12 protein-coding genes are annotated in these 22,224 nt (G+C 52.1%); 4 read left to right on the top strand and 8 right to left on the bottom strand.

Annotation, left to right across the window (positions count from 1 at the left end; all coding sequences use genetic code 11):
• The first annotated feature begins 12 nt into the window (after positions 1-12).
• Together ACOQPM_RS08220 and ACOQPM_RS08215 are read left to right on the top strand one after the other, a co-directional pair.
• Positions 13-438 carry a pyridoxamine 5'-phosphate oxidase family protein gene (locus ACOQPM_RS08220; protein WP_420628764.1) on the top strand — a complete coding sequence of 142 codons (426 nt, stop codon included), beginning with the start codon at positions 13-15 and terminating at the stop codon, positions 436-438.
• 165 nt (positions 439-603) lie between these two features.
• Complete coding sequence (locus ACOQPM_RS08215; RefSeq protein WP_420628763.1) at positions 604-3,081, top strand: ATP-dependent Clp protease ATP-binding subunit; 2,478 nt, start codon at positions 604-606, stop codon at positions 3,079-3,081.
• 137 nt (positions 3,082-3,218) lie between these two features.
• On the opposite strand, the gene ACOQPM_RS08210 is transcribed toward ACOQPM_RS08215, so the two are convergent.
• The 4 genes from ACOQPM_RS08210 to ACOQPM_RS08195 all read right to left on the bottom strand — a co-directional run bounded on the left by ACOQPM_RS08210 (position 3,219) and on the right by ACOQPM_RS08195 (position 9,425).
• The gene (locus ACOQPM_RS08210) at positions 3,219-3,779 is read right to left on the bottom strand and encodes an ANTAR domain-containing response regulator (protein ID WP_420628762.1); all 561 of its coding nucleotides are present in this window, start codon (positions 3,777-3,779) and stop codon (positions 3,219-3,221) included.
• Between the two features lie 48 nt (positions 3,780-3,827).
• Positions 3,828-5,459 (bottom strand): GAF domain-containing protein, encoded by a 1,632-nt coding sequence (locus tag ACOQPM_RS08205; protein WP_420628761.1) that lies wholly within the window; start codon positions 5,457-5,459, stop codon positions 3,828-3,830.
• 110 nt (positions 5,460-5,569) lie between these two features.
• On the bottom strand, positions 5,570-7,753 hold the full coding sequence (locus ACOQPM_RS08200; protein ID WP_420628760.1) for a glutamine synthetase III: 2,184 nt from the start codon (positions 7,751-7,753) through the stop codon (positions 5,570-5,572).
• Between the two features lie 271 nt (positions 7,754-8,024).
• Positions 8,025-9,425, bottom strand: a complete 1,401-nt coding sequence (locus ACOQPM_RS08195) for an ammonium transporter (protein WP_420628759.1) — start codon at positions 9,423-9,425, stop codon at positions 8,025-8,027.
• A gap of 596 nt (positions 9,426-10,021) precedes the next feature.
• On the opposite strand from ACOQPM_RS08195, the gene gltB reads away from it, so the two are divergent.
• Positions 10,022-14,683, top strand: coding sequence for a glutamate synthase large subunit (gltB, locus tag ACOQPM_RS08190; RefSeq protein WP_420630520.1), 4,662 nt, complete (start codon positions 10,022-10,024; stop codon positions 14,681-14,683).
• A gap of 65 nt (positions 14,684-14,748) precedes the next feature.
• On the opposite strand, the gene ACOQPM_RS08185 is transcribed toward gltB, so the two are convergent.
• The gene (locus ACOQPM_RS08185) at positions 14,749-15,840 is read right to left on the bottom strand and encodes a transposase (RefSeq protein WP_420628758.1); all 1,092 of its coding nucleotides are present in this window, start codon (positions 15,838-15,840) and stop codon (positions 14,749-14,751) included.
• A 171-nt stretch (positions 15,841-16,011) separates the two neighbouring features.
• Here ACOQPM_RS08185 and ACOQPM_RS08180 point away from each other — a divergent pair, with 171 nt between their 5' ends.
• Positions 16,012-17,484, top strand: a complete 1,473-nt coding sequence (locus tag ACOQPM_RS08180) for a glutamate synthase subunit beta (RefSeq protein ID WP_420628757.1) — start codon at positions 16,012-16,014, stop codon at positions 17,482-17,484.
• A gap of 84 nt (positions 17,485-17,568) precedes the next feature.
• On the opposite strand, the gene ACOQPM_RS08175 is transcribed toward ACOQPM_RS08180, so the two are convergent.
• From ACOQPM_RS08175 to ACOQPM_RS08165, 3 genes are read right to left on the bottom strand one after another with little or no spacing between them, the layout of a single operon-like run.
• Positions 17,569-18,702: a DNA methyltransferase gene (locus ACOQPM_RS08175; RefSeq protein ID WP_420628756.1), complete on the bottom strand. Its 1,134-nt coding sequence runs from the start codon at positions 18,700-18,702 to the stop codon at positions 17,569-17,571.
• Between the two features lie 2 nt (positions 18,703-18,704).
• Positions 18,705-20,087, bottom strand: a complete 1,383-nt coding sequence (locus ACOQPM_RS08170) for a DNA double-strand break repair nuclease NurA (protein WP_420628755.1) — start codon at positions 20,085-20,087, stop codon at positions 18,705-18,707.
• The gene (locus tag ACOQPM_RS08165; RefSeq protein ID WP_420628754.1) at positions 20,077-22,215 is read right to left on the bottom strand and encodes a helicase HerA domain-containing protein; all 2,139 of its coding nucleotides are present in this window, start codon (positions 22,213-22,215) and stop codon (positions 20,077-20,079) included. Before ACOQPM_RS08165 ends, ACOQPM_RS08170 begins: the two co-directional genes overlap by 11 nt.
• Positions 22,216-22,224: the final 9 nt, after the last annotated feature.

Genomic DNA, 22,224 nt, shown 5'->3' with positions numbered 1-22,224 from the left:
TATAATTCCCCTGTGAGACGACAAAATCCAGACCGCTGGCGAGCAATTGAAGGACGTTTGGGGCGCGAGATGAACATCTGGCTGGCTACGGTGCGCTTCGACGGCCGTCCCCACCTGGTGCCCGTCTGGTTTGTTTGGCTCGATAAAAAGCTCTACTTTGCCACTGGCAGCGACACCCAAAAATTCACCAATATGTACCGCAACCAATCGGTTACGCTCTCACTGCCTGATCCGCTCAACGTGTTAATTATTGAAGGTGAAGCCCACGTTGCCGATCATCAAACCGTGGACGTTTTGGCAGATTACTTTTACCATAAGTATGAGTGGGATTTTCGGTACGATGACAGCACCAATTGGCGACTCATCGAGGTGACGCCATTCAAAATTCTAGTATGGGGCGACGGCTATGATGAAATAGACGGCATTCGGGTGCTTTAAGGTTTGTTAATGAAACAACCCTGGATTCTTACGTGAATCCAATTATTTAGGGGTAAAGTAACGACCGTAATTTGCCGCAATGTGCATAACAATCCAGATAAACCCACAAAAATCTGTGACAATCCGCGCAATCCGCGGCCTGGTAATGAAAACAAGGAAATAAACATGCGATTTGACAGATTTACGGAACGTGCCCAGGATGCGGCCGCCAGAGCTTATGAGTTAACTCAGGAGTATGGTCACACTCAGGTGGATACAGAACACCTTTTCCTCGCGCTTATGAAGCAGGATGACGGAGCCGTTCCCCAACTACTTGAGCAACTGAAAATTGACGGGCCTGCTATTCAGCAACGTTTGGAAGAAGAGTTACGCAACAGCCCCAAAGTCTCCGTGTATGGCGGTGGCGTGGGGCAAATTTTTTACACGCCCCGCATTCGCACCGTATTGGAACTGGCTCAGGGTGAAGCCAACCGGTTAAAAGATGAGTTTATCTCTACCGAGCACCTCTTTTTGGCAATTTTAAGCGAGCGTAATACCCCCTCGTCCCGTATTTTGCAAGAGTTTGGTGTAACCCGCGAACGCATACTTAACAGCATCCAAGAGCTACGCGGCGGTCAGCGGGTAACAGATCGACAGGCAGAAAGCCGCTACCGCACCCTGGATAAATACAGCCGTGACCTTACCCAGCTAGCCCGTGAAGGCAAGCTGGACCCAGTCATTGGGCGAGATGATGAGATTTTGCGTGTGGTGCAAGTATTGAGCCGTCGCACCAAAAACAATCCCGTACTCATTGGTGAGGCAGGCGTAGGTAAAACCGCCATTGTGGAGGGTTTGGCGCAGAAAATTAACAAGAGCGATGTGCCAGAAAATTTGCTCAATAAAAAGGTTGTTTCGCTAGATTTGGGTGCAATGATTGCAGGCAGCCGCTTCCGGGGCGAGTTTGAAGAACGCCTGAAAGCGTCTATGGAGGAGATTCAGCGAGCCCAAGGTGAAATTATCCTCTTCATTGATGAATTACATACAGTTGTGGGCGCGGGTTCGGCACAGGGTGCAATGGATGCCAGCAACATGCTAAAGCCAGCTCTGGCGCGTGGTGAACTGCAATGCGTGGGAGCCACCACGCTGGATGAGTACCGTCAATACATTGAAAAAGATAGCGCATTGGAGCGGCGGTTTGCCCCAGTGTTTGTAGATGAGCCGTCGGTGGACGACACAATTGAGATGTTGCGTGGCTTGCGTGGCCAATATGAACAGCATCACAAAGTGACTTACGCCGATGATGCGTTAATTGCGGCCGTAAAATTGTCTCAACGGTATGTGATGGATCGGCGGTTGCCGGACAAGGCCATTGATTTGATGGATGAAGCCGCTGCCAAGCTGCGCGTTGCGCTGCACACCCTGCCTGCGGAGCTGAAAACGTTAAAAATTGAAGTTGACAAGCTGACTGCTGCTGAAGAAGAAGCTCACACTGTCCGTGATTATGAGCGGGCGGCAACGGTGCGCGCCGAGCGTCTGCGTTTGGAAGGTGAGTTTGCGACCGCCCGTGAAAAGTGGCAGTCAGAAAATGAGCTTGACGAAGTTGTAACTGAAGATGATATTGCTGGGGTTGTTGCGTCTTGGACGGGCATCCCGGTGACGCAAATGATGGAAACGGAAGCAGAAAAACTACTGCATATGGAAGCGCGGCTTCACGAGCGTATTGTGGGGCAAGACAAAGCAATTGTGGCTTTGTCAGACGCTATTCGCCGCAGTCGTTCTGGCCTGGCCGACCCGCGCCGCCCGATTGGTTCCTTTATCTTTTTGGGTAGCTCTGGTGTGGGAAAAACGGAGTTGGCCAAAGCGCTGGCAGAGTTCTTGTTTGATGATGAGGATGCGCTGATTCGTGTAGATATGAGTGAGTACCGCGAGCAGCATACGGTGAGCCGCCTATTTGGTGCGCCTCCTGGGTATGTTGGTTACGATCAGGGTGGTCAGTTGACGGAGCAGGTGCGTAGACGGCCGTATTCCGTCGTCCTATTCGATGAAATTGAAAAGGCGCACCCGGATGTATGGAATGCGCTACTGCAATTGCTGGATGACGGCCGTCTCACCGATGGTCAGGGTCGTCTGGTAAACTTCCGCAATGCTGTGATTGTGATGACCAGCAACGTCGGCACTTCCTTCGTGAAAAGCTCCGGCGCGCTCGGCTTTACGGGTACTCGTGACTCTGACGAAGCGGCTGACCACAAGCGCATCGAGGACGCGCTCAAGAAGACGTTCCGGCCAGAGTTTATCAACCGGATTGACGAGATCATCATCTTTGAGCCACTGAGCGAAGAACATGTGGTAGAAATTGTGACGCTGCAAATGAAAGAGGTGCAGGAGCGCTTATCTGAGCAGGGTGGTCTGTCCATCATTCTCACAGAAGCGGCCCAGCGCTGGCTAGCCAAGCAGGGTTTTGATGAAGATTTCGGCGCACGGCCGTTGCGGCGCGCTTTGCAGCGTTTTGTCGAGAGTCCGCTTTCGGTGAAGCTGCTGAAAGGTGAATTTGCGACGGGTGATGTTGTTCACATTGATGAAGTGGATGACAAACTTGTGTTCCAGAAAGCAGGCGGTGCATCTGTAGAAAGTTCGCATTTGGTTGAAGAGTCACTTGATGTGTAGCATCAGATAGAGACAATTGACACGCCCTCTCCAGGTTTGGGGAGGGCGTTTTTTTGTTCTAGCTGCATTTATGTGACAGTCACTTTTCTAATGAGCGCTGCTAAGTGGAGCTATGTCCAAGTGACTGTCACTTCCAGTTAGCTGGGTTTTTGTTTGAGGATGGCAGTAGCGGCAGCGCGGAGGCTGATACGGCCGTCTCGCGCTTGCTTTTGTATTGTTTTGTAAGCTTCTTCTTCACTGAGGCCAGTTGCCATGAGCCGCGCCTTGGCTTTGTCCAGCAGCTTGCGCGTTTCTAGCGCATCGGCAAGTTTGCCAGCTTCCGCTTTGAGTGCCTGGCTATCCTGAAACCGTTTAGTGGCTACTGAAATAGCGGCAGAAAGTGCCTCTGGTTCCACTGGCTTGATGAGATACCCCTGAATGGGCAGGTTGCTAGCTTTTTCGATGAGGTCTTGCTCGCTGAAGGCGGTGAGCAGCAGAATGGGCATTGGCTGGGTGCGGGCTAACGTTTTAGCCGCCTGTAAACCATCCGTGTACGGCATTTTGATGTCCAAAATGGCCAGATCAGGGCGATGACGGCGAGCCATCTCTAATGCTTCACGGCCGTTTACTGCTGCCAACACCTCATGACCCAATCCTTGCAGGATAGACTTTAGCCCCATGCGAATGATTGATTCATCATCGGCGATTAAAATACGCATAGGGGGATTTTAGTTTGCAAGTGTGCGAGTTTGCAAGTATGCGAGTTTTTACTGATTGAGTTCGATGCTGCGGGGGAGGCGGAGGCTGATTTCGGTACCGCCTTGAGTCGGATGGTTGAATTTGAGACGGCCGTTCAAATCCTCTTGCACCAACGTTTCCACAATTTCCAGGCCCAGGCCACGCGTAAAATCTGGCGGTAGGCCGCGGCCGTTGTCGCGTACAATGATGATGACTTCCTGCAGGGAGCGTCCCAACGAGACGTCAATTTGACCATCTGTTGAGGAGCTGTTGAAGGCGTGTTCCAGACTGTTTTGCACCAGCTCATTCACAACAAGCGCAACGGCCGTTGCTGGTTTGCTGGGCAGGCTCAGGGCATCCCCAAAAACGCGAATGTGGACATTTTGGTTTGGGCGCGTCATCGTTTCGGCCGTCATGCGGCAGATGCGCTCCAGCACATCCTTCACATCCACTAAGCGGAACCCTTTTTCAGACAGAATCTCATGCACGGCGGCGATGCTGCGGATGCGGTGAATATTGGTTTGCAGCACCTCGTGGGCGGTTAGCTGGTCGGCGTCGCCAAGCTGAAGTTGCATGAGCATGGCCACCGTTTGTAGATTGTTTTTGATACGGTGGTGCATTTCTCGGACGACGGCCGTATTTGTTACCAGTCGTGCATTTTCAATGGCTAACGCCGTCTGGTTGGCCAGCGTGGCAAACAAGGTTTGTTGCTCAGTGGTGAATTGGCGTGGCTCAATGGTATAACAAGTAAACACGCCAATGACTCGGTCACGCACGCTGAGCGGCACGGCCAGCAGCGAAACCAGCCCTTCTTGCCGAGCCAACGCCTTGCCTTTGTAGCGTGGGTCAGTTTGCACATCAGCAATGTAAAGTGGTTGGCCTGTTTTCAAGACGCTGCCGATGACGCTGTCGCTATCCATCGGCAAGGGGGGACGGTGCTGGTAGGGGGTTTGGGCACGCCGGGCAGAGCGCAGTTCTAGGTGCGTGCCGTTTTCGTTGAGGAGAAAGATGGAACAGACAGCCGTATCCATCATTTGCCCTGCCATTTCCGTGACAACATCCAAAATATCATCTAGATATTGTGGCGACGTAACAACTTCGCTCACTTGCGCCAGCGCGCGCATCTCCTCAATTTGGCGACTTTGCTTGTCATAAAGTTGAGCTTTGGCCAACGTCCCAGCCGCAATATCCCCAATTAAAGAGAGCAAGGCAACCTCGTCCGTACTGAATTCGTGCGGCCGTAAGGTTTGTACATTCATCGCGCCAATTACATCAGCCTCAATCTGCAAAGGCACGGCCAGCAAAGAGGCAAACGGACTTTCTTCCGCCTCATCCACCCACTTGAAATGGGGGTCAAGCTGGGCGTTGCGGGCAAAGACAGGCTGGTTGCTCTGTACTGCGTAGCCAGTCATCCCTTCGCCCACTGCCAGCGTCGCCCGCCCCAGAGCACGCTGGGCTAGCCCCGTGCTGGCGCGCAGCCGCAGCGTACGGCCGTCTGGGTCTAGCAAATAAATAGTGCAAGAATCAACGTGCATGACCTCGGTGGTTTTACGCACGATGAGGTCATGCGCGGTATCTAAATCCCAGGCAGTGCTAAGGGCGCGGGCAATTTCCCGCAGGGCGCTCATGGCTTGCGGGCGGGCAGACGGCGTGTTGAACATGGGGGAATTATACCGAATTTACGATTGGCAGTGCGCGAAGGGAGCGACCAACAATATGTGTGATTGGCGGCTTGGGCGTGGGGCGACCCATCGGGTCGCCCCAATGTAGATTATTTGATGAAGAGCATTTCCTGGTAAGTCGGCAGCGGCCAGAGGTCATCAGCCACCATTGTTTCCAGCGTGTCGGCATAGCCGCGCACCACGCTCATCGCTGGGATGAGCTTTTGCTGGGCGTGCTCGGCCTCTTCTTCTACCGTGCTGGCCTCGTGTGCCAGTGCTACGTCCAGTTCGGCGGTGCTGTCTTGCAGGCAGCGCACCAACTCCGTCACGCGATCCAGTGTGTTGGTGTCGAAGCTGTAGCCGACAGCTTTGAGGTTGGCGCAGGTGGTGGCTAGTTCGCTTTGGTAGCGGATTGCAGCGGGGAAGATCATCGTTTTGGCGATTTTGGCTGTTAACTTTGCTTCTACCCCGACAGCCATCGCATACTGCTCCAACTTCACCTCGACCCGGCTGGCCACCTCGCGGGAGGACATCACCTTGTACTTTTTGAACAGCTCTGCAGATTCTTCGCTGCCAAAATGGGGGATGGCGTCTACGGCCGTCCTTAAATTAGGCAACCCCCGCTCTTCTTCCGCCTCTCTGTGCCACGCTTCAGAGTAGCCATCACCGTTGAAGATTATACGGCCGTGTGCCACCACAATCTCATGCAGCAATGCCTGAATTGCCCCATCCAGCTTCTCTGGATCGCCTGCTGTTTCCTCTTCTATCCGGGAGGCAATATAGTCGAGCGATTCAGATACGATGGTGTTCAAAGCCATTAGCGGGGTGGCAATGGATTGGTTGGAGCCAACGGCGCGGAACTCAAACTTGTTGCCCGTAAAGGCAAACGGGCTCGTCCGGTTACGGTCACCGGAATGCTGCGGCAGCAGCGGCAGCGTGTCTACGCCGATGTGCAGCGTTGATTTGGCCTTGGAGCTTTTGGCGCCGCCTGCCTTGATCTGCTCGAAGACGTCCGTAAGCTGATCGCCCAAGAAGATAGAAATGATGGCTGGTGGCGCTTCGTTTGCACCTAGGCGATGATCGTTGCCTGCCGTGGCAATGACTGCTCGCAGGAGGGGTGCATATTTATCCACTGCGCGGATAACGGCCGCACAGAACACCAAAAAGCGGGCATTTTCATGGGGCGTATCACCCGGATCGAGCAAATTGCCCAGCGTGGTGCTGCCAAAGGAGAAGTTCACATGCTTACCAGAGCCATTCACCCCGGCAAACGGCTTCTCGTGGGTGATGCAGGCCATACCGTACTTCTCTGCCACGCGCTTGAGCGTGGTGATGAGCAATTGTTGATGATCGGTGGCGACGTTGGCGTTTTCAAAGACGGGTGCGACTTCGTACTGGCCGGGCGCAACTTCGTTATGTCTAGTTTTGACGGGAACGCCTAATTTGTACAGTTCACGCTCTGTTTCCAGCATACAGGCCAGCACGCGCTCTGGGATGGCGCCAAAATAATGATCATCGAACTCCTGGCCTTTGGCTGGGGCTGCGCCAAATAAAGTGCGTCCAGCCGTCATTAAATCTGGCCGCGCCAGGAAGAAGTTGCGGTCTATGAGGAAATATTCCTGCTCTGGGCCGGCTGTGGAAAAGACCAGACTGCCATCGTCATGACCAAACAGCTTGAGGATGCGCTGCGCTTGGGTATTGAGCGCCTTCATAGAGCGCAGCAGCGGTGTCTTTTTGTCTAGCGCCTCGCCCGTCCAGGAGACGAAGGCGGTAGGAATGCACAAAGTTGTGCCGTTTGGGTTTTCCAAGATGTAAGCGGGGCTGGTGGCGTCCCAGGCGGTGTAGCCGCGGGCTTCAAAGGTGGGACGAATGCCACCTGTGGGGAAGCTGGAGCCGTCTGGCTCACCCTGAATGAGCTGCTCACCGCTGAATTCAGCAATGGCAGTGCCGTTGCCGTTGGGGGTAAGGAAGCTGTCGTGCTTTTCGGCCGTTAGCCCAGTAAGGGGGTAAAAGACGTGGGCGTAATGGGTAGCCCCTTTTTCAATGGCCCAATCTTTCATGGCCGAGGCCACGATATCGGCGGTGGAGGTGTCCAGTGCTGCGCCTTGCTCGATGGTGGCCATGATGGATTTGTAGACGGGTTTGGGCAAGCGTTGCTTCATAACGGCCGTACTAAACACGTTCGAGGCAAATAATTGCTTTGTCGGCGTTTCGGCAAAGTTCAGCGGTTCTGAAATTGGCTTGTAGTTGATGACGGCCGAAATGGCGTCCAGCCGGGCTTTGTTTCCACTCATTTTTGTTTCTCCTCTTCTCTCAAAAAACCCCCGCAGGTTTGATAGATAATTCCGTTTTGGCAAGAACCTGCGGGAGGTTGTGAACAGGTAGTTGCCAATAAAAAAGATGCCTACGCACAGAGCTTCGAGAAGAAATTCTGTGGTGGCATCTTGGCCTATAACAATATTTTGTTTACAAGTCGGCTATTCTAGCGAGCAAACGGCCGTTCGTCAACCGCGAATTTGCTAGAAGAACAGTGGTCTTTGTTTGGACAAATTGCCCATGCCAATATCAATCACCAGCCAGGGCAATGGCTTCCTTTGCTGCCGGACCAAATTCAGGATAGCTGGTGGTGAAGTGTTCCGAAATATCTAAACCTTCCATCTCTTCCTCAGCAGAAACGCGAATCCCGATTGTGATTTTCATTAGGTAAAAGAGCGCACCCATTGTGCCAAAAGCCCAGGCAGAGATTACGGCTGTCCCTAACAACTGAATACCCAGCTGCGCCACGCCGCCTCCGTAGAACAGACCAGCCACCGCGCCCATGTTAGTTAACGTTCCGGCTGCTGGGTAGGCAAACAGACCAACAGCCACTGTGCCCCAAAGGCCGTTGAAGCCATGAACGGCCACCGCGCCGACGGGATCGTCCACCTTTAGCACCCGCTCTACAAAATTAATGCCATAAACCAACACCGGCCCCGCGATTAAGCCAATGACAATGGCCCCAATGGGCGTTACATTGGCCGTGCCTGCGGTGATGGCAACCAGGCCAGCCAGTGCGCCGTTGAGCGCCATTTCGGTAGAGGGGTGACCCGCTTTGTGCCAATTTACTAGCAGTGCCGATACTGTACCTGCGGAAGCGGCCAGCGTTGTGGTGACGGCCACGAAAGCAATGCCGGGATTCATGCCAGAAAGCGTGCTGCCTGCATTAAAGCCAAACCAACCCATCCATAAAATAAAGACGCCGAGCGCAGCCAGCGTCAGGCTGTGGCCGGGAATACTGTTGCTGCTGCCGTCTTTGTTGAACTTGCCAATACGCGGCCCTAAAACTTTGGCGGCTGCCAGGGCAGCAAAGCCACCCACGGCGTGAACAATCGTTGAGCCAGCAAAATCAATAAAACCCAGTTCGGCTAGCCAGCCGCCCCCCCAATGCCAATGGCCAGAAATTGGATAGATCAAGCCCGTGATGACCATACTGTAGATGAGGTAGGCCTTGAATTTAAGGCGTTCAGCGACTGCGCCAGAAACGATGGTTGCGGCGGCAGCAGCAAACATGAGCTGGAAGAGAAAATCAACCCAACTGTAGGCATCAAGCGCCGCCGGGTCTAGTTCTGTCAGGAAGAAGTTGGACGTGCCAATGATTCCGCCTGCCGATGCCCCGTACATCAGGCCAAAGCCCACCGCAAAAAAGAGTAGCGCGCCACCGGCGAAGTCAATCAGGTTTTTCATGAGCAAGTTGGCAGCGTTTTTGGCGCGGGAAAAGCCGCTTTCCACCATGGCAAAGCCTGCTTGCATCCAGAACACCAGCACTGAGCCTAAAAAGAGCCAGATGGTATCAATTTGAATGATCAGGGCGTCTACGGCCGTTTCATCCTGGGCATAGGTTGGTTTGCTGCTCATCACAAACAGAATGCCCAACATTGCCGCAATGATTCCAATTTTCAACAAACGTTTTTTATGATGCTTCATCATTTTTCTTCTCCTTCGTTTGGGGATGGCCGCTCCCAGATAAACAAAAAACGCCTCCGCAGCAAGATGGCTCTTGTGCGAGAGGCGTCGTGGCCAAAAATATTTTGTTGTGATCAACTCTAGCGCAGGCAACGGCCGTTCGTCACTCCCCCAAATTAGCAGAAAGATTTTTTAGCCTTTTTGGTAATTGTGCACAACCGCAAAGTGTAATTTGACATAACGCATAACAATACGTAAAAATTCACAATTCTTCATAAGCAACGTTCCTCAAAAATCGTGCAAACTTACCGATCACAGCGAGGATGCTGGTTTTGTATACTTTTTTTACCCACAAAAATTTATCGAATGAGAGGTAGGGAAGACCTCTTATTAAAAAACGAAGTCCCCACAAATTGAACCGACATCTTGGCAGCAACGGCCCATCTTTTGGTGGGCAATAGGCATCTCTGTGTTCTGACAGAGATTGGCTCCTTTACAAATTGATATCGCCGATGAGGAGGAGAAAGATGAAAAAGGTTCAAGCATCAGAGCAATTAGGCAAAACCGATTCCTGGGAGGCAGACCAGCGTTTTCTAACTGGATTTCCCCAAAAGCAAGGCATGTATGATCCGCAGTTTGAGCGAGATGCCTGCGGTATGGGCTTTGTGGTAGATGTACAGGGACGGCCGTCTCACAGCATCGTTCAGCAAGCCCTCACCGTTTTAGAACGGCTCACCCATCGCGGAGCCAAAGGCGCCGAAGCCAACTCTGGCGACGGCGCGGGCATCATGCTCCAGCTTCCTCATCAATTTTTGCAACAGCAAGCTGCTCAGCTCGGTATTCACCTCCCTGAGCTTGGCGAATACGGCGTGGGGATGCTCTTCTTGCCGCACGAGCCTGTTTTGCGAAAGCGGTGTGAGCAGGTGATGGCGCGGATCATCGCCGAAGAAGGGCAAGCAGTGCTGGGCTGGCGTACCGTGCCGACGTGTAACAACTCTTTGGGGGAAACGGCCGTTTCCGGGGAACCATTCATTCGTCAACTGTTTATCCAAAAGCAATATCTCATTCAAACCGATCCGCTGGCCTGGGAGCGTAAGCTGTTTATCATTCGCCGCCGCGCCGAAAAAGAGATTGCCCCGCTGGTAGGCGACGCCCCGTTTTATATTCCCAGCCTTTCCGGGCGCACCATTGTCTATAAAGGGCAGTTCCTCTCCGAACAGCTCCCCGAATATTATCCAGACCTCAGCGACCCCACGATGGAAAGTGCGCTGGCACTTGTCCATTCTCGCTTTAGCACCAACACCTTTCCCAGCTGGGCGCGGGCGCATCCATATCGTACCGTCATTCACAACGGCGAAATCAACACCATTCGCGGCAACGTCAACTGGTTCAAGGCGCGTGAAGCCCACTTTGCCTCGCCGTTGTTCGGCGACGAGCTGGACAAAGTGCTGCCCATCGTGGATGAAACGGGCAGCGATACCGGGCGGCTGGACAACGTGCTGGAATTCTTGGTACTGGCTGGCCGTTCGCTGCCGGAAACGGTGATGATGATGATTCCAGAGCCGTGGGACAAGCACGCCCAAATGCCGCCAGAAAAGCGGGCCTTTTATGAATACCACAGCCACCTGATGGAGCCGTGGGATGGCCCGGCAGCGATTGGCTTTACCGATGGCACGGTGGTGGGCGCGGTGCTGGATCGGAATGGGTTACGGCCGTCTCGCTACCTCGTCACCAAAGATGGCCTCGTAGTGATGGCTTCGGAGGTGGGCGTTTTGGAGATTGATCCGGCCAACGTGGCTTACAAAGGGCGGCTGGAGCCAGGCCGGATGCTGCTGGTGGATACGCAGCAAGGGCGAATTGTGGGGGATGAGGAACTGAAGGGGCAGATTGCTGGGGAACGGCCGTACCAAAACTGGCTCGACGAAAACCGAATCCGGCTGGCTGACATTCCCTCAGTGGCTAATTTGGAGCAGTCAGAAGCAGACATCCATCTGCACACCGAAGATGCCGTTTTGGAGCACCAAAAAGCGTTTGGCTACACCTTTGAAGATTTGCGGATGCTCATCGCCCCGATGGCAAGAGATGGCAAAGAAGCTCTCGGCTCAATGGGCGACGACACGCCGCTGGCGGTGCTGTCTGACAAGCCGCAGCCGCTCTACAGCTACTTTAAGCAGCTGTTTGCCCAGGTGACCAACCCGCCGCTGGATGCCATCCGTGAAGAGCTGGTGACGAGCACGGAAACGCTGTTGGGCAGCGAGGGCAATCTGCTGAACCCACAGGCGGCAAGCTGTCGCCAAATCAGCCTGCCGCATCCCATCCTCACCGATGAGGAGCTGGGGCGACTGCGGCACTTGGAAATAAGTAGTTCGCGCTCTGGCCGGTTTCCTGACCGTGCCAGCAAGTGGCGCGGTGAGGAAACCGGCCACAGCAAGGGGGCGTTTAAGACGGCCGTCCTCCCCATGTTGTACGATGTGGCTGAAGGCGGCGACGGATTAGAAACCGCATTAGCCCGGCTATTTATGGCCGGGGACGAAGCGATCCGTAACGAGGTAAATTTGTTGATTTTGTCCGACTTGGGTATTAGCCGCGACTGCGCCGGGATGCCGGCGCTGCTGGCGACGGCGGGGCTGCACCATCACCTCATCCGGCAGGGCACGCGCACCCAGGTGAGCCTCATTGTCGAGTCTGGTGAACCGCGTGAGGTGCACCATTTTGCCGTGCTGCTCGGTTATGGTGCAGACGCGATCAACCCGTATCTGGCATTTGCCACGCTGCGTGACCTTATCCGCAAGCAGCTTTTGGTGGATGTGCCGTACCATCAGGCTGAAAAGCAGTACATCAAGGCGGTGGTGAAGGGCATCATCAAAATTTTGTCCAAGATGGGGATCTCTACCATCCAAAGCTACCGGGGCGCGCAGATTTTTGAGGCGTTGGGGCTACATTCCGATTTGGTAGCTAAATATTTCACCGGCACGCCCAGCCGCATTCAGGGCTCAGATATTCATCTGGTGGCCAAAGAGGTGCAGATGCGGCATGAGCAGGCGTTTCCGGAACGGCCGTCTGGCAGCAATGCGCTACCGGCTGGGGGCAAATATCAATACCGCGAAAAAGGTGAGTACCACCTGTTTAACCCAGTCACGGTTCATCGGCTGCAACATGCCGTGCGCACCAACGATTATGAGACATACAAAAAATATGCGGCGGATGTAAACGGCCGTTCCCACCAATTTGCCACCCTGCGCGGCCTGCTTAAACTCAAGAAAGTGGCTGAACCCATCCCGCTGGACGAAGTGGAGTCGGTTGAGGCGATTTGCCGCCGCTTCAAAACCGGGGCGATGTCTTATGGCTCGATTAGCAAAGAGGCGCACGAGTCGCTGGCCATCGGTATGAACCGTATTGGTGGCAGGAGCAATACAGGTGAAGGGGGTGAAGACCCCGCCCGCTACACGCCAGACAAAAACGGCGACTCCCGGAATTCTGCAATTAAACAAGTGGCGAGCGGCCGTTTCGGGGTGACCAGCCAATATCTCACCGAAGCGGAGGAAATTCAGATCAAAATGGCGCAGGGGGCCAAGCCGGGTGAAGGAGGACATTTGCCCGGACGCAAAGTGTATCCCTGGATTGCCCGCGTGCGGCACTCCACCCCCGGCGTGGGACTGATTTCGCCGCCGCCACACCACGATATTTACTCCATCGAAGATTTAGCGCAGCTAATTTTCGATTTGAAGAATGCCAATCCGCAAGCGCGCATCAACGTGAAGCTCGTGTCTGAAGTGGGGGTTGGGACGATTGCTGCCGGTGTCGCCAAAGGCCATGCTGATGTTATCTTAATCAGCGGGCACGATGGCGGCACCGGGGCATCGCCCCAAACCAGCATCAAGCACGCCGGGTTGCCCTGGGAGCTGGGCGTGGCAGAGACGCACCAGACGCTGCTGCTCAACAGTCTGCGCGACCGCGTCGTCGTCGAAACCGACGGCCAGCTAAAAACCGGGCGCGATGTGGTGATGGCGGCTTTGCTGGGCGCGGAAGAGTATGGCTTTGCCACCGCGCCGCTGGTGGCGCTGGGCTGCATCATGATGCGCGTTTGCCATCTGGATACTTGCCCGGTAGGCGTGGCCACGCAAAATCCTGAACTGCGCAAAAATTTCTCTGGCGATCCACAGCATGTGGTCAACTTTATGGAGTTTATTGCCCAGGACATGCGGGAAATTATGGCGGAGATGGGCTTCCGCACCATCGATGAAATGGTGGGGCGCACCGACCGGCTGGAGGTGAGTGAAGCGATTGAACATTGGAAATTGCAAGGGATTGATTTGACGCCGGTGCTGTACCGTCCGAATAAAACAGAAAACGTGGGGCATTTGCTGCCAAACGGCCGTAAACGACCCCAACAGCACGGCCTGGCAGAAACGCTGGACAACCTGATGCTGCTCGACTATTGTCGCCCTGCACTCGAACGTGGCGAACCGGTGGAGGGGGAGTTCACCATCGGCAACCAGCACCGCGCCGTCGGCACCACGCTGGGCAGCGCCATTACCCGTCGGCACGGCATGAATGGCCTGGCAGAAGATACGGTTTGGCTGACGTTTAACGGCTCGGCCGGGCAGAGCTTTGGCGCGTTTATTCCGCAAGGGCTGACGCTTGAACTGGCGGGCGACGCCAACGATTACGTGGGCAAGGGGCTGTCTGGCGGCAAGCTGGTCATCTATCCGCCAAAGCAGGCCACTTTTGCTGCTGAACAAAATATCATCATTGGCAACGTGGCGCTGTACGGCGCAACGGGCGGTACGGCCTACATTCGCGGCGTGGCGGGTGAACGCTTTGCCGTGCGGAATTCAGGAGCAACGGCCGTTGTCGAAGGCGTGGGCGATCACGGCTGCGAATACATGACGGGTGGCCGCGTGGTCATCCTGGGGCAGACGGGGCGCAACTTTGCCGCCGGGATGTCTGGCGGGGTGGCTTACGTGCTGGATTGGGACGGCCGTTTCCACGAACGATGTAATCGGAAGATGGTTGATCTGGAACCAGTGAGCAGCGACGCCGACATTGAGGAGCTAGAAGCGTTGATCTACGCCCACATGGAAGCCACCCGCAGCGATCTGGCCTGGAAAATCCTGTGCATGTGGGACAACGTCGTACGCCACTTTGTAAAAGTCATGCCGCGCGACTACAAGCTCATGCTGCAAGCCTTCAATCAGGTAGCCCAAAACGGCAATCTGGTCGGGGATGAATTGGCGATGGAAGCCTTCGAGGTGCGCCAGCGGCAGCTTGTGAAGATGTAATTATTGACCCCTTCCCTAGCCCTCCCCTTGCGGGGGCTGAGGGGAGGACACCTTTTCAGGCAAGCCTAGGGTCGGGCAAGAATTGTAAATTGTAAATTGATAAAATGGTTATGTCTCAAAACAAACTCAAAGAAGAATTGAAGCCCCTCTTTGAACAAACTCCAATGACGACGTATACGGCCGTCTGCATGACGCTGCATTGGTTGAGCAAGACCTTGCGAAACCGCAACGCTTCCCAAAGCAAGCGACCAAGCATAGGCGACCACCAGGAGAACAAGCAGACGATCCATATGGTCTGGATGACTAATCCGACTGTCTGCCCAATGCCAGCCACCGCTTTTGAGGTCGCGGAAACTTTGCTCCTGCCAATTGCGGTTGGCATACTCAAAGCCAGTCAGCGTAGTGTCATTGGTTACCAACGCCCATGCTTGGTCATAGCCTGCGCTCCAAATCGCATGTGCGGTTGCTGGCAACCGGCCGCGCTGCTTGAAAGCGAGTCCATCAGCCGACCACTGTTGACCAGCCTGTACCATGTTGGCAATGGCAAAATCGCCTGCCTCGGTGCAGATTTTGGTCATGCTGGTAACGCGAAACAGATAGCACCAACCCAAGCTGGCCACAGCCTGACACAAATCAGGAGATGTCCCAATCCCTCGGTCAGCCAACACCACGACGTTTCTGTCTGCTGCAATGCCCTTCTTGACAGTTTGCAACAGGGCTGTGACCATGCCAACTTGCCCCTCGGCTGGGTACTGGTCATGATTGTTGGCAATATAACAACGCCAGGCCAGAGGGATACAACGTCCTTCCCAGGCAGCGCCAACCACCATGGCAGCCAAGCGGTCTTGCAACTTTGTCTCATCCACCAGCAGATAAAGCTTGCCTGGTGGCAACTGGCTGACAATCCAGGCTGTCCATTGGCTGAAGAAGGCTTGCAGAGGAAAACGTTTGTTGTCCAGAAAACGTCGCAAGCGACGGGCACAACTTTCGACCCTCTCGCCTGTAGCAACCTGGCGGGCAATCTGTTGCTGTTGGCAGCTTTCTGCTCGCATGATGCCCAGGCTAAACAAGCCGACGTTATCGACTTGCCAGCTATTGAGACAAGGCAATTGGCTGGCGATTGTTTGATTCCATTGATAAAGTACTGGATAGCTCATTTTGGCCTCCTTCTGACGTTTTGGAACACATCAGAATTGTCCTTGATGAGCTATTCTTTTTTCAACCCTCTAAACATGTCCTCCCCTCAGCCCTGCCAAGGGGAGGGAATTGGCTCCCTCTCCCTCTGAGGGAGAGGGCTGGGGTGAGGGTGGGAATTAGGGGAAGAGATCATGGCTAAGCCAACTGGATTTTTGGAATTTGGACGAGAGGCAGCGGGGGAACGGCCGTTGACCGAGCGCGTTCACGATTGGGAGCCGATTCACCTGCATTTGCCAGAGGAACGGCTAAACCAGCAGGCGGCGCGCTGCATGGATTGCGGCATTCCGTTTTGCCACAAAGGCACTATTTTGAACGGGATGACCTCTGGCTGCCCGCTCAACAACCTCATCCCGGAGTGGAACGATTTGGTGTACCGGGGGCTGTGGCGCGAGGCGTATGAGCGACTCAGCCGCACCAACAACTTCCCCGAATTTACCGGGCTGGTCTGCCCCGCGCCATGTGAAGCCGCCTGCACGCTGGGCATCCACGATCCGGCGGTGACGATCAAGCAAATTGAGTTTGCCATCATTGAGCGCGCCTTTGATGAGGGCTGGGTGTTGCCTAACACGCCTGCCCAGCGCACGGGCAAAACCGTGGCCATCATTGGCTCTGGCCCGGCGGGGCTGGCTGCCGCCGACGAACTCAACAAGGCAGGCCACACCGTCACCGTCTATGAACGGGCCGACCGCATTGGTGGGTTGCTGATGTACGGCATTCCCAACATGAAGCTTGACAAGAAGCTGGTGCAGCGGCGCATTGATTTGCTGGCCGAGGCGGGTATTCAGTTTGTAACCAATTGTGAGGTGGGGCGGGACGTAACGGCCGTTCAACTCCAAAATCAGTTCGACGCCATTGTGCTTTGCACGGGTGCTACCCAGCCCAACAATCTGCCCGTGCCGGGGCGTGAGCTAAACGGCATTCATTTTGCGATGGAATTTTTGCAGGGGAACACCCAAAAGCTGCTGGATGGTGCGGCAGAAACGCCCGCCGTCTTTGCTGGCGGCAAGGATGTGATTGTGATTGGCGGCGGTGACACAGGCACAGATTGCGTGGCAACCGCGCTGCGGCACGGCTGCGACAGCCTGGTGCAGTTTGAGATTATGGATCAGCCACCTGTCCATCGGGCGGCTGACAATCCGTGGCCGCAGTGGCCGCGCGTGTACAAGATGGATTACGGACAGGAGGAGGCCACGGCCGTATTTGGTGAAGACCCCCGCGAATATGCCATCATGACCAAGCGGTTCATCGGGGATGAGCAGGGCAATTTGCAGGCGGTGGAAACAGTGAACGTGCGCTGGCTTCCGGCAGAAAATGGTAGCCGTCCACAGCTAGAAGAAATCCCCGGCACCGAGCAAACCTGGGCGGCCCAGCTTGTCCTGCTGGCCCTCGGCTTTCGCGGGCCGGAGCAGACGCTGGCGCAGCAGTTTGGCGTGGAAACTGGCCCGCGGACAAATATTGCTACCCAAAATGGCAGCTATGCCACAAACGTACCTGGCGTCTTTGCAGCGGGGGATGCCCGGCGCGGGCAAAGCTTGGTTGTGTGGGCGATTAATGAGGGTAGGGGTGTGGGAACGGCCGTTGATACTTATTTGATGGCTGGTTAACTGGATTGTGTAGGGCGAGCAAATTTTCGACTTGGGTTAGTTCCTTAAAAGCCATGCCATTTTCAAATTGCTTGATAATTCGAATTATGTGCGCTGTAAAATCAAATCAACTTCCCCCGGTTTAGGAGCAAAATCACCAAACAAAGTTGTTTGAGTTTTATTTTCAAAAGGGCGTGCGGTTTCATACAGTTCCCATTCGCCCGTTGGAAAATGTCTTTTTAAGACTTCCCGAGTTGTATTAAGTGTAAATTCACGCGCTCCAGTACGAACATAAACTACAGCTTGTTCTGCCATCAATTTGGCTGAATGCTCGAATACTGTGTCAAGAAGTTGTTCGTAATGAAGTTTAGAGCTAAATCTTCCTCGATTTTCATCTTCTTTCTTCGTTGGCCAAGATTCACTGCCTAACATCCAAAGACGAAGCCATTGATCGTAATGATAATGGGTAACATCGTAGTATGGTGGAGAAGTTAAAAGTAGGGAGAAAGGTTTCTGTTCCCCCGCGATAACTTTCTGAGCTACTATTTCCAAATGGTGTGTACTATCCCCTAAAATCACATTGCAAGTATTGGTCTGAGGCATTCCTTTCTTATATCGCCAATCAATTTTTTTTTGAATAAATTCAACAGGATCAAGGTCAGGAGGTATTTTATTATGGTCTTTCCACCACCGGATTGAATAATCTGGAGCCATTGCCTTTGATTGTCGCATCTGATTAGAAAGGCCACTACCTTCTTTAGCGTGAAGATCTATTAGAATAAGTGCCATTAATGTTGCATCTACTTCATCTTCACGCCAATTCAAATCATTACGTGCCGTTAGAAGGAAGGACAAAATTTTTGGGGAATAACAATGTTCAAAAAATTCTGGCAAAACACGTCGTGAACGTTCACCAAACCAACGCGAGCGATGAATTATTTCCTTCAACCGGCCTTCTATATCACCTTTTGACGCGGTATGTAATTTTGCTTGCCCGTATACCCAACCAACAGGATGAATTTCTATACCTAGCCCATATCGTTCCTGAGTGGCAGCCGCATACACGCTAGAATATCGGCCTGCAAACGGATCGAGAATCCAATCTCCCTTTTGAGAATGTCGTTCCACCACATCAAAGGCAAATTCGGTGGGGAACATTGCATAGTAGGGGCCTACGGCTGACCATCTACCAGTTGCATTCTGATATGATCGTTTGAAGCAACCATCAACTTTTATCATGGCTACATTTTCCGCATGAGTTCCCGCGCCATTTTTTCTAAAACACGTTTGCCTAAATTAAGCGGTATGGAAGCTTCTGCATGGGCGGTAATAATTGGCGATAATGAATTAGGATGTTGAACAGATACAAGCTGGTCAAGCAAAGCCATTGCATCGGCCAACCGAGGGAATTGTGAAGGGTGTGCTTGCGCCAAATCTTCGTGCGCTTCATTGAGGAAAGGCAATGTAGCTACCAATAATGCCCCTGAGCGAGTCTTATAAAAGAATTTTCTGCCAAAGTATGTCTGTCGGCCATACGGCCGTTTGCTTTCTGAATACACAATGTTGCGCTTGATGTAATCATCCGTTAACAAGTAAGCAGTTTGTTCAGGTATGATATTACGTTTTTTTTCTGGCACGAAATAATCTATTTGAGTTAAATGATTGACAAAAGCCCCGGTTTTTTCAATGCCGATTATCAATATATCCTGCTCATCAGTGAATTCCTTTGCCGCTTCGTTCAGACGGTTCAATTCCATCTTGATAGCATGACTAAGCCATGCAGGATGCCCAAAAACGGCTAATGGCCCATCCACCACCATAGCAACTTTGCGTAAAATAGCCATCCATCCCTTTGCTTCTAAATTGCGGAGAATATGCACAATCCACAGCCGTTCTAAAATCTGCATGATTTCAGTGAATACGGATTGATTGGTGCTATCAGGGTGCATTCCTTCATGTATACGCAAAGCATCGGTCGAATAAAGGGGACGGCCGTACATGCAATGGCAATAATAAGCCCTTTTCTGGTTACGGAATTTCTGTTTCTCATCTATGCAGTTGTTGTCATATTGACCATAGTAAGGGCATTTCTGTTTATCCTCATTCCTGTCAGGCTTGAAAGCCAGCAAAGCTTCGTAAGTATCCAAAAGCGACTCGCCATCTTCAAAAATGCGAACGCTTTCCATTAACTCGTAAAGAACTTTTCGAAGTGAGCTTTTGGCAGAGATTTCTTTATCGACGATGACGTTACAACCGGGAAACGCACTATCTATAGACTCTGGGCTTTGAGTTTTACGAAACTCAACCGGATTGACAGGCCGTTGCTCATCCAATTTCCTTGCTTTTTCCAAGTCAATGAAAACAGAAGCAACGGTCACGTATCCCATTTCTGCGCCGGGATAGCCTGTCTCCACCTCAACAGGAATGGTGCTGCCATCAATTGCAATCACCATAGATGGTTCATATTTGCTTGGTTCAATTGAAGCACGTTCAATTTTTGGCAAATGTGTTACCGATTGTTTGTTATCTCGCACTTTAGAACGGCCCAACAGCGTTTTGATGCGTTCCGTATTCGCTACCCGCCGGAGAGGCTCATAACCTGCTAGCTCACCTTCATACGGCATCGGTTGATACTCCTAGCTCAAATTTCTTTACTTGTACCGGAACAACAAACAAGTTGCTTAATGTTTTTACGCGCAAAAACCCCCTATCCTGGGCGCGTAAGATTGATCCTTCAAAATCAGCAAAGTCGTAATATTTGCGGAGTTCCCTCGTTTCATCAGTATTGTTGAGGTGTCCGATAAACCAATTAGCCGTATTTTTGAGGATGTTTCGTTGTATGCTGCTTACTTCTTGAGTTATGTACACCATGCCGATATGGTATTTGGCACCCTCTTTGGCCGACCGAACCCAAACATCTTGTAAATCCAAGTCAGTTCCTGCTGGCAGGATATTATGCGCTTCCTCAACATAAACCAGAATGCGCGGAAATTCGCTTCCGCTCGTGCCTGCTACAAACTTTCGTTGATTACCTCTAAAAATAGCCCACATAATACGATCAGCAGCAGATTTGTTTAAGATGGGATCGCCTGTTGATTGATCAATAATTACAAGTCGCCCATTAGCAAGATGTTCATAAATATCCTCTGCATAATCGGTTGAGGTACTGTCAGTATGTTGCTCATTCACGACACCAATTTGTCTCGCTCCGTTTGGATAGTAGAACATTTCCAATATCTTCTCTAGGTCAGTATCGGCCCATTTATCACCAGACGCTTTGGGGCGGTCATTGATATACCAATCTTCAAATTCTTTATAGCCGCTGTTTTTATCCTTCATAAAACGATAGAGAGCTTCAAACGCTGTTGCTAATTGAGCCCAAGTAGGGGTCGGTTTTCTAAAATGTTTTGCAGCGGATTGGTAATCGTTGGCATCATCGGCTGTGCTATTTTCCATTGCGTCAAGAAGTTTGGGATTGAAAAGTTTGTCGGTTCTTCTCATAGTCGCTTTGTTTGACGATGAAAAGTTTCCTTTATGAAGTAGAGTGCGATAGGCTAATACTCGACGTTTATAGCGTGTTCCTGCACTACCATACATATTTGACGGGGGTATAAACATTACTTGCCTGAAATTCTGGATATATTTCGATCCATCACTGGCAAGAGCCACATTAATGATTTCTTTTCCAATTTGAAGATTATCATCTTCATAGAAATTTAGAAGCATTAACTCTCGTCCGTCATCTCTATCTGGAGGAAGTTTTGTCAGACCATATACGACAACATCATCTGATGTTCCGTCGGGATGGGCAAGATGAATATTTGTAAGCGCTGCGTTTTGATCATTTTCGTTGGCGTATTCACCATTGGGGTCGAAAACAATTTGACCAATCCGAAGCGGTTCCTCGGCATAACGTAAATCATACACCGATTGCAGCATTACTTTCGTGCTGTTTGATTTTCCTGTGCGTGTCATGCCAAATAAAGCTGTTTTTTGATCGAGTAAATCGGCCGGGCTGATATTTACACTTACATCAGCCACTCCTTGAAAGGCACGATTTGTAGATGCGTAACGGACTTCACCAATCGTTACTTGCGCTTTATTAAGCAAGTCAGGGCGTGATTTATCACGGAAATTAACAATCGCTTCTAAGGCTTCAGCGTTTGGTTTAAACACGGTTAAGCCGCGGTTTGGATAGTAATTGGATATGTCGCTACCAAAACGCATGACAGGGATTCGTTCTTCTAAGTCATCACTATCTGGATTGCTTTGTAAATAAAATGTTCCGATCACCCGACAACGAATTCCAGCAAAGGAAAGAAGGTGATGCGTATTCTGATCCATTGCCTTTTCGCTATCCCAATGAGAATTTACTTCACCGCTTACTCTTTGTGCGGTTTCAACTCGAACTCGTAACGCTTCGGGATCGTTTGGCAGTGGTGCGGCATCCATAACCCGCAAGAGAACAATCGAAGCATCTTCTTGAGTATAATCAAAGTGGTTAGGGTCTTGCTCCGATGAAATTCGAGTTGCCAGCAGAAAGCTGAGACTTGGAATTCCACCAACCTGTTTTCTTTGAAAATCGTGAATAATAACAAGTGCGAGTTCGTAACCAATTGAAAATACATCCCCAACATATTGCTCATGCTGGATTAAATTGAGAAATTCTTTTTTTGCAGACGTTTCAGCACGTTTAAATTTTTCTTCTTGTTCTTTATCATTTAATCTTTCAAGCAAGTCTACTGTCTTCATAGATTGTTC

Source organism: Candidatus Leptofilum sp., from assembly GCF_965223525.1.
Classification (GTDB): Bacteria; Chloroflexota; Anaerolineae; order Promineifilales; family Promineifilaceae; genus Leptofilum.
Note: the sequence above shows the minus strand (reverse complement) of the source record. Positions and strands in the feature narration are given on the sequence as shown.

Excerpts from the sequence above, each read along its gene's own strand:
- ACOQPM_RS08175 (WP_420628756.1), bottom strand. The coding sequence starts at position 18,702 with ATGATAAAAGTTGATGGTTGCTTCAAACGATCATATCAGAATGCAACT.
- ACOQPM_RS08180 (WP_420628757.1), top strand. The coding sequence starts at position 16,012 with ATGGCTAAGCCAACTGGATTTTTGGAATTTGGACGAGAGGCAGCGGGG.
- ACOQPM_RS08195 (WP_420628759.1), bottom strand. The coding sequence starts at position 9,425 with ATGATGAAGCATCATAAAAAACGTTTGTTGAAAATTGGAATCATTGCG.
- ACOQPM_RS08210 (WP_420628762.1), bottom strand. The coding sequence starts at position 3,779 with ATGCGTATTTTAATCGCCGATGATGAATCAATCATTCGCATGGGGCTA.
- ACOQPM_RS08165 (WP_420628754.1), bottom strand. The coding sequence starts at position 22,215 with ATGAAGACAGTAGACTTGCTTGAAAGATTAAATGATAAAGAACAAGAA.
- gltB (WP_420630520.1), top strand. The coding sequence starts at position 10,022 with ATGTATGATCCGCAGTTTGAGCGAGATGCCTGCGGTATGGGCTTTGTG.
- ACOQPM_RS08185 (WP_420628758.1), bottom strand. The coding sequence starts at position 15,840 with ATGAGCTATCCAGTACTTTATCAATGGAATCAAACAATCGCCAGCCAA.
- ACOQPM_RS08170 (WP_420628755.1), bottom strand. The coding sequence starts at position 20,087 with ATGCCGTATGAAGGTGAGCTAGCAGGTTATGAGCCTCTCCGGCGGGTA.
- ACOQPM_RS08205 (WP_420628761.1), bottom strand. The coding sequence starts at position 5,459 with ATGTTCAACACGCCGTCTGCCCGCCCGCAAGCCATGAGCGCCCTGCGG.
- ACOQPM_RS08215 (WP_420628763.1), top strand. The coding sequence starts at position 604 with ATGCGATTTGACAGATTTACGGAACGTGCCCAGGATGCGGCCGCCAGA.
- ACOQPM_RS08200 (WP_420628760.1), bottom strand. The coding sequence starts at position 7,753 with ATGAGTGGAAACAAAGCCCGGCTGGACGCCATTTCGGCCGTCATCAAC.